We start from the raw sequence: 14,964 nt of genomic DNA, 5'->3' as shown, positions 1-14,964 counted from the left end.
ATGAATCAGGGATGAAATAGGTTGCTATGAATGACTAAGCATAGCGCTGAATTATATGATACCCAAGTTTACTACGGAATTTTTTATAGATTAATCATATATCAGCAGAATAAACGGGTGATTACGAAGGCTAAACGACGGGGAGATAACTCCCCGTGGGGCAGATTACCCTACATTTTGCAGGTTATTTCTGAATGCGGGCAATAAGCGCTGACGTTTCTTGGACTCACTGGAGACAATAACATAACCGCTCGGCAAGATATCCTGCAAAGCTTTGATGGCTTCTTTTTGCTGCTCCGGAGACTCAAGGCTAACCACCAGACTATCATTCTCAGGAGTGATACTTTTGATACGAATCCCGCGTTGATCAAGATGTTGATACAGATAAAATCCATCAGGCAATGATAACCCTTGCTGATTAGGCCGGATTTTTAGTGCGCTTTCTGTACGCATAATGATGGGCGTAAACAGCAGCGTTATCAGCAACAAAAGTGTCACTGGCAGGATAAGATAGTGCCAGACTGGGCGGCCAAAACGGCCCCTGAGGTTAATCACTCTGACTTACCTTTGTCATTGCTGTCATTCGCGGGAGCGGCACTTTTCTTACGCCAAAGCACATATAAAGAACCAAACAGGCCAATCACCAAGAGTGCCAGGGGCAGCAACATCAGGAAGAACATCACTTCATCTTCGTATTTCAGAAATACCGGTGTTTTGCCAAAGGCAAAGCCCATTGTGGTGAGGATCAAAACCCACAACAGCCCACTCATCCAGTTAAAGAATTGAAAACGCGCATTACTCAGGCCAGAAAGGCCAGCGATTGTGGGTAATAAAGTCCGCACGAATGCCAGGAAACGGCCGACCAATAATGCAGATAATCCATGGCGGTGGAATAAGTTATGTGCGCGCTGGTGGTAATGGGCTGGCAGATGGGATAGCCATCCTTGCACCACTTTTGTATTCCCCAGCCATCGGCCCTGAATATAACTGACCCAGCAACCAAGACTGGCTGCAGTGGTTAATACTACTATGGTCACGGGGAAACTCATGGCACCTTTCGCAATCAACACCCCGACCAGAATCAGCAGGCTATCACCCGGTAAAAAGGCCGCAGGAAGTAAGCCATTCTCCAGAAAAAGTATCAGGAATAGTAGGATGTAGATGGCCCAGACCAATGACGGGTTCGCCAGTGTCTCGTAGTCTTGTGCCCATAAAGCATGTAAGAGTTCTTTAATGATATCCATCTGGTATTCCTAAAACGTCATTGTTTGTTGTATGCATCGTTATGGATATAAACACGATCATAAATATATCTGATGGCTTTTCGTGTTTAAGCGATGGTTTGGATAAATGTACCAGAGCAAACCAATTCGCTGATATCTAGAGGTAAATTTACTTCTTGGTGCGATGCTCAGAATTACGACAACAGAGAAAGCATCACGCCATAAGGTGGTAGGTAAGCATCCCGCTATATTGAATATTACTCTCTTTCCAGCCTCCCACACGATTTTGCTGTGTCGATGCATAGAATATCCAATTGGAATACTTCAACAGGGGCAATGATTGCCGTGGTTGTTTATAGATTTCATCCGCACGATGACTACGGAAATGGGACATAGCCAGATGTGTGCCATGCCAAATGTTATTGGCGAATGATGGGTTGGCTGAACCGGCAAACTTAGTGGCGCCCAACCGGTTTTTTATGGCGGTTTTTTTGGCTGGCATACCCATTAGACGCCATTGCGAGTAAAAGGCTTTCTTTTGCAGGCGCAGGTATGACGAAAATACATTGACGGATGGCGAGGTGCCGCTGACATAGTGACAGTCAAGCGCAGGTGACGCGATACCAGATGCGGGAAGCGTGGACGATAGCAAGCTGCCGGAAGCCGAACCGACCCAGCCAGACACTGCAATAAACAGAGCAAACAACCAGCGCATGTATTTGCGTTTCGCTCCCAAAGCATCCGAATAAAAAAGTGCTGCCACTTTAGCAAAATAGCGGGATATGAAACAGGGAAATATAGATGCTAATCGAGTGTTTTTTAAGCAATAGTTCAAAAACAGGCCTGACACTGACATTTGCTGACAGAACTCGACATTTACTGACCACAAAGCAGCATAATCTTACTCCAGCGCACTTAAAGCGCCGGAGTTATTAAGCCGTATTTGTGACAAAACTTACTCATGGGGCTCACTGGTAGAAGAGCGCTGCCAGCAGCACTTGTCGCCAGGCTCAGTTACTTGAGTGACTCACTTGGTTGCTGCTTACCGGTAATGCTGACACCAAGCTCTTTGGGGATGTCGAGGTGAACCACTGGGTTTTCAGTAAATAGGTAGCGGTCGACATTAAACTCGAAATCATCGGTAGTCGCGCGGAACAGCATTTGTTTGGTATTTTCCAAATGTTGCCACATGGCGAGCTTACTGGCGTAGGGATCTTTGCGCATCAGTGCTTCAAGGATCCTGTCGTGATCCTCGCACCAACTCTCGATCGATTTATCATCGATATGTTCATGCAGTTTGATCCAGTACGGGTTATGTACCCGCTGGCTCCACATTTTTTCGACGATCGTCGCCATAGCCGTGTTTTGCGTCGCCAGCGCCACTTGTACATGGAATTTCAAATCCCACTGCGAGTCGCGAAAACGATCTTCTTGCCGCGCATGTTTTTGTATCTCGATTAATTGCACGATATCTTGCCGAGTCACTTGCGTGGCGGCAAATTCAGCAATATTACTCTCGATCAACTGGCGCGCCTGTAACAGCTCAAAAGGGCCTGCGGTGGCGAACTCAATACCATGATTGGGCATGACCAAATGCTTTTGTTGATTCGACATCACATGGATGCCTGAGCCTTTGCGCACTTCGACATAACCTTCCACTTCCAACATGATAATCGCTTCACGGACCACGGTGCGGCTGACATTCATTTCTTCGGAAATGTAGCGTTCTGCGGGCAATTTATCGCCCACCGGATAAACTCCGGCTTCGATGCGCTGCTTTAACTCTGCGGCTAACTGCTGGTACAACCGTCTGGTTTCTGTGAATTCCATGATTAAGGCTCTTGGATCCATTGAGGCCGCAAATTTTGCGGCTCATTTTGTCTGGAAGGCATGATATCTCGTAGGAGATACAATTGGACTTGTTATACCACTTATCCCTATTGGGTTCTAGTTATTGCTATCACAGTTGTGATGGAAAATATGCTGTAAATGCGGGAGAGAGGGTGTAAAAAAGCCCGGCAAGTTTGACCGGGCTTTGAGTGTCTTTAGCTTAATAATTGTAGCTTGAGTTAGTTCTGTCCGGCTGGGGATTGTTGTACCGGAGTGGCATCGGGTTCAACTGCCGAGCGGTTTTGCAGTACCGTCCAGATGACGACTACCGCCAACACGTCAAACACGGCCAGTGCGGCAAACAGTGGGCTGAAGCCCATGGTATCTGCCAATGCACCCACAACCAGGGCAAACAAGGTACTGGCCGTCCAGGCCGCCATACCCGTCAAGCCGTTGGCGGTTGCCACTTCATTACGACCAAAGACGTCAGAAGATAGCGTAATCAGCGCCCCAGACAGTGATTGGTGAGCAAAGCCCCCAACACACAACAGCGCAATCGCCGCGTAAGGGCTGGTGAACAGGCCAATGGTCCCCGGCCCAATCATTAATAAGCCACCCATTGTCACAACTAATTTGCGGGAAACAATCAGGTTAACTTTGAGGTGTTTCTGGAATAACGGTGGCAGGTAACCACCGAGAATGCAGCCCAAGTCGGCAAACAGCATTGGCATCCAGGCAAACATTGCAATTTCTTTCAGGTTAAAGCCATAAGCTTTGAACATGAACAGTGGGATCCACGCGTTGAATGTCCCCCAAGCCGGTTCTGCCAGGAAACGCGGGATCGCAATACCCCAGAACTGGCGGTTACGGATAATCTGCATTGCAGACATCTTTTTGGAGTTAGCAGTCGAGTGCTGCGCTTCCTGGCCACTCAGGATGTACTCACGTTCTTCATCAGATAGCTTTTTCTGATCTTTCGGGTGTTTGTACAAAATTAACCAAGCAATGGCCCAAATCAGGCTGAGCACACCGGTGATAATAAATGCCATCTGCCAGCTATGCATCACGATAGCCCACACCACTAATGGTGGTGCTATCATGCCGCCAATGGAAGAACCCACGTTGAAATAGCCTACAGCAATGGAACGTTCTTTTGCCGGGAACCATTCACTGGTGGCTTTCAGACCCGCAGGGATCATCGCCGCTTCAGCAGCACCTACCGCACCACGTGCAATAGCTAAACCGCCCCAGCTGCTGGCCAATGCAGTGCTCATACAGAATATGGCCCACATAACAGCAAACATGGCATAACCCACTTTCGTCCCCATCACATCCAGAATATAACCGGCTACCGGTTGCATCAGGGTATAAGCGGCTGAATAAGCGGCGATAATATAAGAGTATTGCTGAGTCGTGATATGTAACTGCTCTTGCAACGTTGGTGCAGCAACGGCAATAGCGTTACGTGTTAGGTAACCTAATATGGTGCCAACGGTGACCAAAGCGATCATGTACCAGCGTAAGCCTTTAATTTTACGCATCATTTATAACTTTCTCCCAGTCTTAGATTACTGCCATGAAACGCCGCCTGTCGTGATGTTTCATGGCGCAATTTGGTCCAATCCGACATCGCTGTGCATGCGGTGGTACCTGGCTTTTCTTATTCATGAGTTGAGGCTGGCGTGCTGTCGATAGCTTCAACTACTTTGGGGATCCCTCCCTATTGAGGCCATAGTGCTGGTACGGCGCTCACTCTTCTGTATTCCCATTGAGGTCAAATCAGTGCGTTTGCATGAACATTGCGAATGAGATGACTGATGGCGACGCAACAATAACTTGTCATACAGATTTAAAAGTTGAGTGATATCACAAAAACCACTTTTCAATTAGGGAATAATAGAACTCAGCAGACTTAGTGCCGCAAGGGACTAAATGGACTATAAATGTTGAGTATTTGTTCTTTTTGTTAGCTTTTTGCGATCTCTATCTATAAAAAAGTACTGGACGATAGATGAAATTGGTGTGATAACTTCGCGATAACAGAAAGCAGTACTCTATATGTACTCAAGTGAGGAACCTAATATGTCGCAGTTTTTGACCGAAGACTTTTTGCTCGACACCGAATTTGCCCGTCGTCTGTATCATGACTATGCAAAAGATCAGCCGATCTATGATTATCACTGCCATTTACCCCCAGAACAGATTGCAGAAAACTACCGCTTTAAAAATCTGTATGACATCTGGCTGAAAGGTGACCATTACAAATGGCGTGCTATGCGTACTAATGGTGTGGCAGAACGTTTCTGTACAGGTGACGCTAGTGACCGCGAGAAGTTTGATGCTTGGGCTGCAACGGTTCCTCATACTATCGGAAACCCGCTGTATCACTGGACTCATCTTGAGTTGCGCCGCCCATTTGGTATTACAGGTAAGTTATTGTCCCCCGCCACGTCAGACGAAATCTGGCAACGCGGTAATGAATTACTGGCTCAGGACAGTTTCTCTGCGCGCGGCATCATGCAGCAGATGAATGTTAAAATGGTCGGTACTACTGATGACCCGATTGATGACCTGCGCCACCATAAAGCGATTGCCGCTGACGGCAGCTTCAATATCAAAGTATTGCCAAGCTGGCGCCCGGATAAAGCCTTCAATATTGAAGCCGCAGGTTTCAACGACTATATGCAACGTCTGGAAGCTGCCGCTGACACTTCTATTAGCCGTTTCGCCGATCTGTGTACTGCGCTGAATAAACGTATGGACCACTTTGCCGCCCATGGTTGTAAGGTGTCAGACCATGCGTTGGATGTTGTCGTTTACGGTGAAGCAGATGAAGCGACTCTAGACAGCATCCTTGCTCGTCGCCTGGCCGGTCATCAGCCAAGCGCAGAAGAAACAGCACAGTTCAAGACCGCTGTATTGCTGTTCCTGTCTGGTGAATATCACCGCCGCGAATGGGTGCAGCAGTATCACATCGGCGCACTGCGCAACAACAACAGCCGCATGTTCAATCTGGTAGGGCCAGATATTGGCTTTGACTCCATTAATGACCAGCCATTGGCGCAGCCTTTATCCCGCTTGTTGGATGCACAGGGCCTGCGTAATACATTGCCAAAAACTATTCTTTATTGCCTGAACCCACGTGATAACGAAGTGATCGGCACCATGGTGGGCAACTTCCAAGGCGAAGGTGCTGCCGGGAAAATGCAATTTGGTTCTGGCTGGTGGTTCAACGACCAAAAAGACGGAATGCAACGTCAAATGACCCAATTGGCACAGCTTGGTTTACTGAGCCGTTTTGTCGGCATGCTGACTGATAGCCGTAGTTTCTTGTCCTATACCCGCCATGAATACTTCCGTCGCATCCTGTGCCAAATGATTGGCCGTTGGGTCGAAGACGGTGAAGCGCCAGCGGATATTGAACTGTTGGGTTCCATGGTGAAAAACATCTGCTTCGATAACGCCAAGCAATATTTCGCCATCGAACTGTAATCACTGAGCTATTTCGGTGATGAATATCTAACAATAATTTCGGGGCTGAATATCAGCCCCGCATAACATTAACTCTTTGTTTAATTAACGCCCGGCTGTATGCGTTATGAGGTGAATCTTGATGCAAACTTTGAACCGTCGTGACTTTCCCGGCCGTAGCCATCCTGACAAAATCATTCAATTCGGTGAAGGTAACTTCCTGCGCGCCTTTGTTGACTGGCAGATTGATCTACTGAATGAACACACTGATCTGAATGCTGGGATCGTGGTGATCCGCCCGATCGACACTGATTTTCCGCCGTCACTCAGTACGCAGGATGGCCTGTATACTGCGGTGATCCGCGGTCTGAACGAACAGGGTGAAGCGGTGCGTGAATCCCGCCTGATCCGCTCGGTTAACCGTGAAATCAACATTTACCGTCAGTTTGATGAATATTTGGCGCTGGCGCGTGATCCTAATATCCGCTTTATGTTCTCGAACACCACCGAGGCCGGCATTGCCTGGAATGAAGCGGACCAATTCAGCGATGCGCCTCCAAGCTCTTTCCCGGCGAAATTGACGCGTTTGCTGTTCGAACGTTTTGAGCATTTTGCCGGTGCTGCGGATAAAGGCTGGGTGCTGCTACCGTGCGAACTGATTGATTATAATGGCGAAGCTTTGCGTGAGTTAGTGCTGCGTTATGCCAGCCATTGGCAACTGCCTGCGGCATTTACCCAGTGGTTGACTGAAAACAACACTTTCTGCTCAACATTGGTTGACCGTATTGTGACGGGTTACCCACGTGATGAAGTGGCTGCGCTACAAGCTGAACTGGGTTATCAAGACAGCTTCCTCGACACCGCAGAATACTTCTATCTATTTGTTATCCAAGGGCCAAAAGAATTAGCCCAAGAGCTTCGTCTCGATAAATTAGATCTGAATGTGCGGATCGTCGATGACATCAAACCCTACAAAGAACGCAAAGTTGCCATTTTGAATGGCGCGCACACCGCTCTGGTGCCAGTGGCTTATCTGTCTGGGTTGGACACTGTCGGCCAGACCATGGATGATGCGCAAATCAGCAGTTTTGTCGAAAAAACCATTACCGAAGAGATTGTTCCGGTATTGGATTTACCTGAAGACGAGTTGTTGTCATTCTCTCAGGCGGTATTGAGCCGTTTCCACAACCCGTTCATTCAGCATCAGTTATTGTCTATTGCCTTGAATGGCATGACAAAATTCCGAACTCGTATTTTGCCTCAATTGCTCACTTATCAGCAGCAGCAAGGCAAATTACCGCCACGTCTAACCTTCGCACTGGCTGCTCTGATTGCCTTCTATCGTGGTGAGCGTGATGGCCAAACTTACCCGCTACAAGATGATGCTCACTGGCTGGAACGCTATGCAACACTGTGGAATGGTGTAAAACACGGCGATGTTGCGCTGGCTGAGTTGGTTAACAGCGTGCTGTCTGATGCCAACCATTGGGGACAGGATTTGACCGCCGTGCCGCAATTGGCAAATCAAGTGACAGAACAACTGCAAACCATCATTGAACGCGGTATGAGAGCTGCAGTCGCGGCCTACAGCTAAGGTTTAACTATGCAAAGTACTATAAAAATTCACCCGTTAGATAATGTCGCCGTCGCACTGCAAGACTTAGCTGCTGATGACACTCTCGAAATTGGAGAGTTCAGCATTAAGTTAGCTCAGCCAGTGGCTCGTGGTCATAAATTTGCCTTAACAGCCATTGAGCCTGGGCAAATGATCGTTAAGTATGGCCTGCCGATCGGCCATGCTTTAACGCTGATCCAGCCGGGTGAACATATCCATTCGCAAAATGCTAAAACAAATCTCAGTGATCTGGATGAGTATCAATACCAACCAGAATTCAGTGAGTTACCACCACAAATGGCGGATCGCGAGGTACAGATCTATCGCCGCGACAATGGCAATGTGGGGATTCGCAACGAACTGTGGATAATTCCGACGGTGGGTTGTGTGAATGGGATTGCCCGCCAGATCCAGCAACGTTTCCTGAAAGAGACAAAAGACGCGGAAGGTATTGATGGCGTCTATCTGTTCAGCCATCCATTTGGTTGTTCACAGCTGGGTCAGGATCATGAAAATACCCGAACTATGTTGCAAAACATGGTGCGCCACCCGAATGCTGGTGCTGTGCTGGTTATTGGTTTAGGCTGTGAAAACAATCAAGTAGATGTTTTCCAGACCACGCTGGGCAAGGTTGATGAAGAACGCGTGCACTTTATGGTCTGTCAGCAGCAGGACGATGAAGTTGAAGCCGGTATTGAGCATTTGCATGCTTTATATCAAGTGATGCGCAATGACAAACGCGTTCCAGGCCAGTTGAGTGAGCTGAAGTTTGGTCTGGAATGTGGCGGTTCTGATGGGTTATCTGGTATCACCGCTAACCCATTATTGGGGCGTTTCTCCGACTATGTGATTGCGCATGGCGGAACCTCTGTTCTGACAGAAGTCCCGGAAATGTTCGGCGCTGAGCGAATTCTGATGAGCCGTTGCCGTGATGAAGAGACGTTTGAAAAGACGGTCAGCATGGTCAATGACTTCAAACAGTACTTTATTGCGCACAACCAACCTATTTATGAAAATCCATCTCCGGGTAATAAAGCCGGCGGCATCACTACGTTGGAAGAAAAATCTCTGGGTTGTACCCAAAAAGCGGGTCAGAGCAAAGTGGTCGATGTGTTGAAATATGGCGAGCGTTTACAGCGCCCTGGTCTGAACTTACTCAGTGCGCCGGGCAATGACGCAGTCGCGACCAGCGCATTAGCGGGGGCGGGTTGTCATATGGTGTTGTTCAGTACCGGTCGTGGCACACCATACGGCGGTTTTGTGCCGACAGTTAAACTGGCAACCAACAGTGAACTGGCGGCTAAAAAGCCTCATTGGATTGATTTTGATGCCGGCAAACTGATCCACGGCACGTCAATGGATACATTGCTGACAGAGTTTGTTGATTTGATAGTCGATATTGCTAACGGCAAACCGGCGCGCAATGAAGTGAATGATTTCCGTGAACTGGCGATCTTTAAAAGCGGTGTAACCTTGTAAATACTGTGTCTTTTGATTAATATGAAACGGTGTTTTATTTTTTATGAATAAGACGCTATACCCAAAATAATTGGCGTCGCAGGTGATATCCTGCGGCTTCAAGAGTGGCGGGTAGTGCCGTTTGATTATTAATTTGTACGGTAATCGTACATCAGGATCCCCCCACCATGACTTTCTATTGGTTTGCTCAAGCCGTTGGTGTACTGGCGTTTTTTGTCGGTATCACCATGTTTTTTAATCGCGATGAACGGCGTTTTAGACTTCAACTTTCTGCTTACAGCGCCATTATTGGCTGCCATTTTTTCCTGATGGGGGCCAGCGCCGCCGGCAGCAGTGCGATGCTCAATGCACTGCGTAATCTGGTGGCAACCAAAACCCGTAGTAACATTGCGATGCTAATATTTATCGCCCTAACGCTGGCTTTTGGCCTATGGCGTATGCAACACGCAGTGGAAATATTGCCGATTTTCGGCACAGTTATCAGCACTTGGGCGCTATTTCGCACCACTGGCCTGACAACCCGCTGTGTGATGTGGGTGTCCACGGTGTGTTGGGTTATTCATAATGTTTGGTTGGGATCTATTGGTGGGTCATTGATTGAAGGCAGTTTCTTGCTGCTTAACGGCTTTAATATTATCCGCTTTCGCCGCCTGCAATTAAAAGGAATAGACCCTTTTCAGGTAGAAAAGAAAGCCGGAAAAGAAGAAGTTACCCCATGAAAATGGGGGCCAAATAGCCCCCATCTCCTTTAGGCTAAAATCTAGACGCTTTTACGGCTCGCCAGCGGGTCAGGATTCGCCAGTCTGGCATCGTCGGCCTGACAAGCTGCGGCGGTAAAGATGACGTCAGTTGAGGAATTCAGCGCAGTTTCAGCTGAATCCTGCAATACGCCAATGATGAAACCAACCGCAACCACTTGCATGGCGATTTCGTTTGGAATCCCAAACATGCCGCATGCCAGCGGAATCAGTAGCAATGATCCACCGGCTACACCAGATGCCCCGCAAGCACAAACCGCCGCCACCACACTCAACAACAGCGCTGTTGGTAAGTCCACTGTGATGCCTAGGGTATGAACTGCCGCCAATGTCAGCACGGTGATAGTGATAGCCGCGCCGGCCATATTGATGGTAGCGCCCAAGGGGATAGAAACTGAGTAAGTATCTTCGTGCAAGTTCATCTTCTTGCACATTTCCATATTCACGGGAATATTTGCGGCTGAACTGCGGGTAAAGAATGCGGTAACCCCACTTTCTCGCAAGCAGGCAAACACCAGAGGATAAGGATTACTGCGGATTTTCCAGTATACAATCAATGGGTTGACTATCAATGCCACCACCAGCATACAACCAATCAATACGACCAGCAGGTGCGCATAGCCTAGCAACACACCAAAGCCAGTTTCTGCCATGGTGGACGCCACCAGACCAAAAATACCCAGCGGTGCAAAACGGATAACCACACGCACGACCACGGTCACAGCATCAGACATATCATTAATCAATGCTTTAGTGGTATCAGCGGCATGGCGTAGCGCGATACCCAGACCGACGGCCCAGGCTAGAATACCGATATAGTTTGCATTCAGCAGCGCATGGATTGGGTTGGCAATCACACTGTTTAGCAAGCCTTTCAGCACGTCAACAATTCCACCCGGCGGAGTAATATCCGCATTCTGAGTGGCCAGCACTAATGTCGATGGGAACATAAAACTGACGGCAACCGCTATCAGTGCTGCAGAGAAGGTGCCCAACAGATACAAAAACAGAATAGGGCGAATACTGGTTTTTTGACCTTGCTTATGATTAGCAATGGAGGCCATGACCAGCATCAAAACCAAAACCGGGGCGACAGCTTTTAAAGCGCCGACGAACAATGTCCCCAATAAACCCACCGCCAGTGCGGCTTGAGTGGAGACAAGCGCTAAAATAATCCCGGCAATCAAACCGACCAGAATCTGCTTAACCAAACTGCCGCGGATAATAAATCCGATAAAGCCAGACTGTGTTTTTTCCATAGTTTCCAGTGATACCTCTTCCCAAGTCTTATTATTAGTCAATTCACACATGAGCCGGAACGGGGCTCAGTGCTGAGTTTCCACACCTGTAACTTAATATTATTTGTAACTGGGTATGTTTGCTTTGACAGTATAAGGGAATCTATTGAGCAGGAAAGAAACAATCAGCAAAATCCAATGTGGATCAAACTTGCATAACATTTCATTTACATTTGTGTGATGGCAATAACATTTGGTTGTTGGCGAAATAAGCGAGATAAATGCGGGGCATTGATTGCCCCACATAATATATTGTATCGCGATGCTAACTATTTATGGGCAGTTTTATCTGCTGCTAAACGCTTGTCTGCACGATGATTTGCCCACGCATTAATTAACAATGTCAGGGCCAGAATGCCCGCAACCACACCTAAGGAAATGCCAATAGGGATATGGAACAGGTCGATAATCATCATTTTGACACCGATAAACACCAAAATTACGGATAGGCCGTATTTCAACATGGAGAAGCGCTCTGCCACGTTTGCTAACAAGAAATACATCGCACGCAGGCCTAAAATCGCAAACAGGTTAGAGGTCAAAACAATAAAGGGATCCGTGGTGACCGCGAAAATCGCTGGGATGCTATCCACAGCAAAAATCACGTCACTCAGTTCAACCAGAATTAATACCAAGACAAGCGGTGTAGCATAGAGCAGGCCGTTTTTCCGCACAGTAAAGCGGTCGCCATGCAGTTCGTCAGTCATGCGCAGATGATTGCGAATCCACCGCACCAATGGTTTTTCACCAATGGGCGTGTTGTCTTCTTTCGCCAATGCCATCTTGATGCCGGTAAACAGTAGGAAAGCGCCGAACAGATATAGAATCCAGCTGAATTGTGATACCAACCAGCTTCCGGCAAAAATCATGATAGTTCGCAGCACGATCGCGCCCAATACCCCATAAATCAGTACTCGGCGCTGCAAATTGGCAGGAACAGCAAAATAGCTAAACAGCATCAGCCAGACGAAGACGTTATCGACGGCGAGTGCTTTTTCAATTAGATAGCCAGTCAGGAAAGCCAGCGCCTGTTTATCGGCGATTTCGCGGCCCATTGTTTCGGCCAAATACCACCAGAAACCGGCGTTAAACAGTAAAGATAAACTCACCCACACCAACGACCAACAAGCCGCCTGGCGCAGTGTCATGGTTTGTGAACCACGACGCCCCTGCAACAATAAGTCGATGGCGAGCATAATTGTCACAACAACGGCAAAACATCCCCACAATAAAGGAGTACCCACGGTATTCATCATTAGGAACCTCATAAAAACAAAAACGGCCAACGTCGGAAGACGCCAGCCGCTATGTCTGAGCTGCAAGCAAACCTCGCCTTCCGGCAAGGTCTCACTTACAACTCTATTAATGTTTACCCGTCATCTTTCAAGCTGTATATGCGTTGGCTGCTTTCATTCACCCCCAGTCACTTACTTATGTAAGTCATTGGGAATTGAACCAATTTCGCTTTCCTGCAACTTGAATTACTTTGGGTATGGAAGTATCTAAACAGATACCCATACATTAATGAGGTTGCCCGGTAACCGGGTGCTTTCGCACCGTAATGACGGCAGACCGGCAATGAAGTTACTCCCCTTTGCCGCGCAAAAATAATTGAAAACGGTTCACAGGTCAATCACTGAAACAAAAAATTAACTTAATGCGGGCGGTTGGGAATCAGCAGGGAAGATAACACCGGTTTGGCGGCGGATATCTGTCTGGATTCGTGACGTCAGCAATGACAACTGCAAGCCATCATGTTCTACCTGTTTATTTTCGACCAAGTTAGCAAAAACCTCAGCTTCATACAGCATAGTATTAATATGCTGAGGCTGCGTCAGGTCTTGTGAGTGGCTGCCGCGAGGGGTAAAGGCCACGGACAAACATTCAGAGATACTTTCAATCACTAACGACCCAGCTTCGCCCTGAATTTCGCTGGGAATATCAGATTGACTCACTTTTGAGTGGATAATGACCACATCAAAATCACCATAATTCAGACAAACTGTGCCATGGGCATCAACACCGCTCGGCAATAAACTCGCACTCGCGAGCACTGATTTTGGCGCTCCCCATAATGCCAGGGCACTGGCAAGGCAGTAGTAACCAATATCCATGATTGAACCATTAGAAAATGCAGGATTGAAGGTGTTTGGGTTTTCACCATTCAAATAGCGCTGATAACGTGATGAATATTGGCAGAAATTGATAAAGGCTTTACGCAATTTACCCACTCGCGGAAGAGACTGTTTTAATTGAATAAAGTTAGGTAAATAGGCCGTTTTAAAAGCCTCGAATAGCACCACTTCATGCTCTCGGGCGCAGGCGACCAAGGCTTCGACTTCAGCCAGATTTGAAGCTAGCGATTTTTCACAAATAACGTGTTTTTTGTGACTGAGGAACAGTTTGGCTTGAGGATAGTGTAATGAGTTTGGGCTGGCGATATACACGGCGTCAATCTGATCGCTTGCTGCCATTGCCTCAAGGTTATCAAAGTATTCAGTAACGTTATAATCATCACCAAACTCTTTGGCTTGCTCTATTGAGCGAGAGTAAACAGCCGCCAATTTCATTTTGCCACTTTCATGAGCAGCATCTACAAAGCGAGCAGTAATCCAATTAGTGCCAATAACAGCGAAGCGAATCATAGTGAACTCCATTCCTACAGAAGAAAAACACATTGAACCGCCCAGAATCAACGGATTGGTTTATTGCCCTTGGGCATGAAAATCAAAGGCTAGTAAATCGCGCCAAACAGATCCAAATGTGTCAGATAGAGGCGTGTATCAAATTCCAACTGATGATATTGCGGCTCCATATGACAGCACAAACTGTAGAACGCTTTGTTGTGATCTTTCTCTTTCAAATGTGCTAATTCATGCACCACAATCATTTTCAGAAAAGCTTCAGGAGCATTTTTGAATACCGTCGCGACACGGATCTCAGCTTTGGCCTTTAATTTACCGCCTTGCACTCTGGAGATGGCCGTGTGCAGGCCCAGCGCATGCTTCATGACTTGAATTTTACTGTCATAAGCAACCTTACTTAGCGGCTGAGCATTACGCAGATATTGGTTTTTTAAATCAACCGTATATTGATACAGCATTTTATCTGTATTGTAATCATGAGGTTGCGGATAGCGCTGGAGCAATACATTCCCTAGCCGCTGTTCAGTGATGAGTTGATGCACTTGTGATTGTAGGTGTTCGGGATAACCTTGCAGATAGGTTAGTTCCGGCATATGCATTTGCCCTAGCTGGGTTTTGTGTATCATTGATGGTGATAATAGCTTT

Annotated in this window: 13 protein-coding genes; 4 read left to right on the top strand and 9 right to left on the bottom strand. The window is 47.4% G+C overall.

Features of this window, described 5'->3' with window-relative positions:
- Positions 1-165 precede the first annotated feature (165 nt).
- The 5 genes from mzrA to F0T03_RS18805 all read right to left on the bottom strand — a co-directional run bounded on the left by mzrA (position 166) and on the right by F0T03_RS18805 (position 4,594).
- A complete protein-coding gene (mzrA, locus tag F0T03_RS18825; RefSeq protein WP_145553953.1) occupies positions 166-555 on the bottom strand; it encodes an EnvZ/OmpR regulon moderator MzrA in 390 nt (129 codons plus the stop codon).
- Positions 552-1,244: a DedA family protein gene (locus F0T03_RS18820; RefSeq protein WP_159680070.1), complete on the bottom strand. Its 693-nt coding sequence runs from the start codon at positions 1,242-1,244 to the stop codon at positions 552-554. The genes mzrA and F0T03_RS18820 overlap by 4 nt, the downstream gene beginning before the upstream one ends.
- 193 nt (positions 1,245-1,437) lie before the next feature.
- Positions 1,438-1,938: a hypothetical protein gene (locus tag F0T03_RS18815; RefSeq protein ID WP_162526986.1), complete on the bottom strand. Its 501-nt coding sequence runs from the start codon at positions 1,936-1,938 to the stop codon at positions 1,438-1,440.
- A gap of 299 nt (positions 1,939-2,237) precedes the next feature.
- The gene (exuR, locus tag F0T03_RS18810; protein WP_145553959.1) at positions 2,238-3,053 is read right to left on the bottom strand and encodes a transcriptional regulator ExuR; all 816 of its coding nucleotides are present in this window, start codon (positions 3,051-3,053) and stop codon (positions 2,238-2,240) included.
- Between the two features lie 239 nt (positions 3,054-3,292).
- On the bottom strand, positions 3,293-4,594 hold the full coding sequence (locus F0T03_RS18805; RefSeq protein WP_162527058.1) for an MFS transporter: 1,302 nt from the start codon (positions 4,592-4,594) through the stop codon (positions 3,293-3,295).
- A gap of 541 nt (positions 4,595-5,135) precedes the next feature.
- On the opposite strand from F0T03_RS18805, the gene uxaC reads away from it, so the two are divergent.
- From uxaC to F0T03_RS18785, 4 genes are all read left to right on the top strand, one after another.
- On the top strand, positions 5,136-6,545 hold the full coding sequence (uxaC, locus tag F0T03_RS18800) for a glucuronate isomerase (RefSeq protein WP_145553964.1): 1,410 nt from the start codon (positions 5,136-5,138) through the stop codon (positions 6,543-6,545).
- 121 nt (positions 6,546-6,666) lie between these two features.
- Positions 6,667-8,118: a tagaturonate reductase gene (locus tag F0T03_RS18795; protein ID WP_159680064.1), complete on the top strand. Its 1,452-nt coding sequence runs from the start codon at positions 6,667-6,669 to the stop codon at positions 8,116-8,118.
- Between the two features lie 9 nt (positions 8,119-8,127).
- Positions 8,128-9,618, top strand: coding sequence for a UxaA family hydrolase (locus F0T03_RS18790; RefSeq protein WP_159680061.1), 1,491 nt, complete (start codon positions 8,128-8,130; stop codon positions 9,616-9,618).
- 167 nt (positions 9,619-9,785) lie between these two features.
- Positions 9,786-10,337, top strand: coding sequence for a YgjV family protein (locus F0T03_RS18785; protein ID WP_145553970.1), 552 nt, complete (start codon positions 9,786-9,788; stop codon positions 10,335-10,337).
- A 41-nt stretch (positions 10,338-10,378) separates the two neighbouring features.
- Here F0T03_RS18785 and sstT read toward each other — a convergent pair whose 3' ends face one another.
- The 4 genes from sstT to F0T03_RS18765 all read right to left on the bottom strand — a co-directional run bounded on the left by sstT (position 10,379) and on the right by F0T03_RS18765 (position 14,912).
- Complete coding sequence (gene sstT, locus F0T03_RS18780; RefSeq protein ID WP_159680059.1) at positions 10,379-11,635, bottom strand: serine/threonine transporter SstT; 1,257 nt, start codon at positions 11,633-11,635, stop codon at positions 10,379-10,381.
- A 308-nt stretch (positions 11,636-11,943) separates the two neighbouring features.
- On the bottom strand, positions 11,944-12,930 hold the full coding sequence (locus F0T03_RS18775; protein ID WP_145553975.1) for a TerC family protein: 987 nt from the start codon (positions 12,928-12,930) through the stop codon (positions 11,944-11,946).
- A gap of 393 nt (positions 12,931-13,323) precedes the next feature.
- The gene (locus tag F0T03_RS18770) at positions 13,324-14,319 is read right to left on the bottom strand and encodes a Gfo/Idh/MocA family protein (protein WP_145553977.1); all 996 of its coding nucleotides are present in this window, start codon (positions 14,317-14,319) and stop codon (positions 13,324-13,326) included.
- Between the two features lie 89 nt (positions 14,320-14,408).
- A complete protein-coding gene (locus tag F0T03_RS18765) occupies positions 14,409-14,912 on the bottom strand; it encodes a M48 metallopeptidase family protein (protein ID WP_145553979.1) in 504 nt (167 codons plus the stop codon).
- Between the last annotated feature and the right edge of the window lie 52 nt (positions 14,913-14,964).

It is taken from the genome of Yersinia canariae (assembly GCF_009831415.1).
Taxonomy (GTDB): Bacteria; Pseudomonadota; Gammaproteobacteria; order Enterobacterales; family Enterobacteriaceae; genus Yersinia; species Yersinia canariae.
Note: the sequence above shows the minus strand (reverse complement) of the source record. Positions and strands in the feature narration are given on the sequence as shown.

Bases quoted from the DNA above. Each gene is read 5' to 3' on its own strand.
- F0T03_RS18820 (WP_159680070.1), bottom strand. From the start codon at position 1,244: ATGGATATCATTAAAGAACTCTTACATGCTTTATGGGCACAAGACTAC.
- F0T03_RS18815 (WP_162526986.1), bottom strand. From the start codon at position 1,938: ATGCGCTGGTTGTTTGCTCTGTTTATTGCAGTGTCTGGCTGGGTCGGT.
- exuR (WP_145553959.1), bottom strand. From the start codon at position 3,053: ATGGAATTCACAGAAACCAGACGGTTGTACCAGCAGTTAGCCGCAGAG.
- F0T03_RS18805 (WP_162527058.1), bottom strand. From the start codon at position 4,594: ATGCGTAAAATTAAAGGCTTACGCTGGTACATGATCGCTTTGGTCACC.
- uxaC (WP_145553964.1), top strand. From the start codon at position 5,136: ATGTCGCAGTTTTTGACCGAAGACTTTTTGCTCGACACCGAATTTGCC.
- F0T03_RS18795 (WP_159680064.1), top strand. From the start codon at position 6,667: ATGCAAACTTTGAACCGTCGTGACTTTCCCGGCCGTAGCCATCCTGAC.
- F0T03_RS18790 (WP_159680061.1), top strand. From the start codon at position 8,128: ATGCAAAGTACTATAAAAATTCACCCGTTAGATAATGTCGCCGTCGCA.
- F0T03_RS18785 (WP_145553970.1), top strand. From the start codon at position 9,786: ATGACTTTCTATTGGTTTGCTCAAGCCGTTGGTGTACTGGCGTTTTTT.
- sstT (WP_159680059.1), bottom strand. From the start codon at position 11,635: ATGGAAAAAACACAGTCTGGCTTTATCGGATTTATTATCCGCGGCAGT.
- F0T03_RS18775 (WP_145553975.1), bottom strand. From the start codon at position 12,930: ATGATGAATACCGTGGGTACTCCTTTATTGTGGGGATGTTTTGCCGTT.
- F0T03_RS18770 (WP_145553977.1), bottom strand. From the start codon at position 14,319: ATGATTCGCTTCGCTGTTATTGGCACTAATTGGATTACTGCTCGCTTT.
- F0T03_RS18765 (WP_145553979.1), bottom strand. From the start codon at position 14,912: ATGCCGGAACTAACCTATCTGCAAGGTTATCCCGAACACCTACAATCA.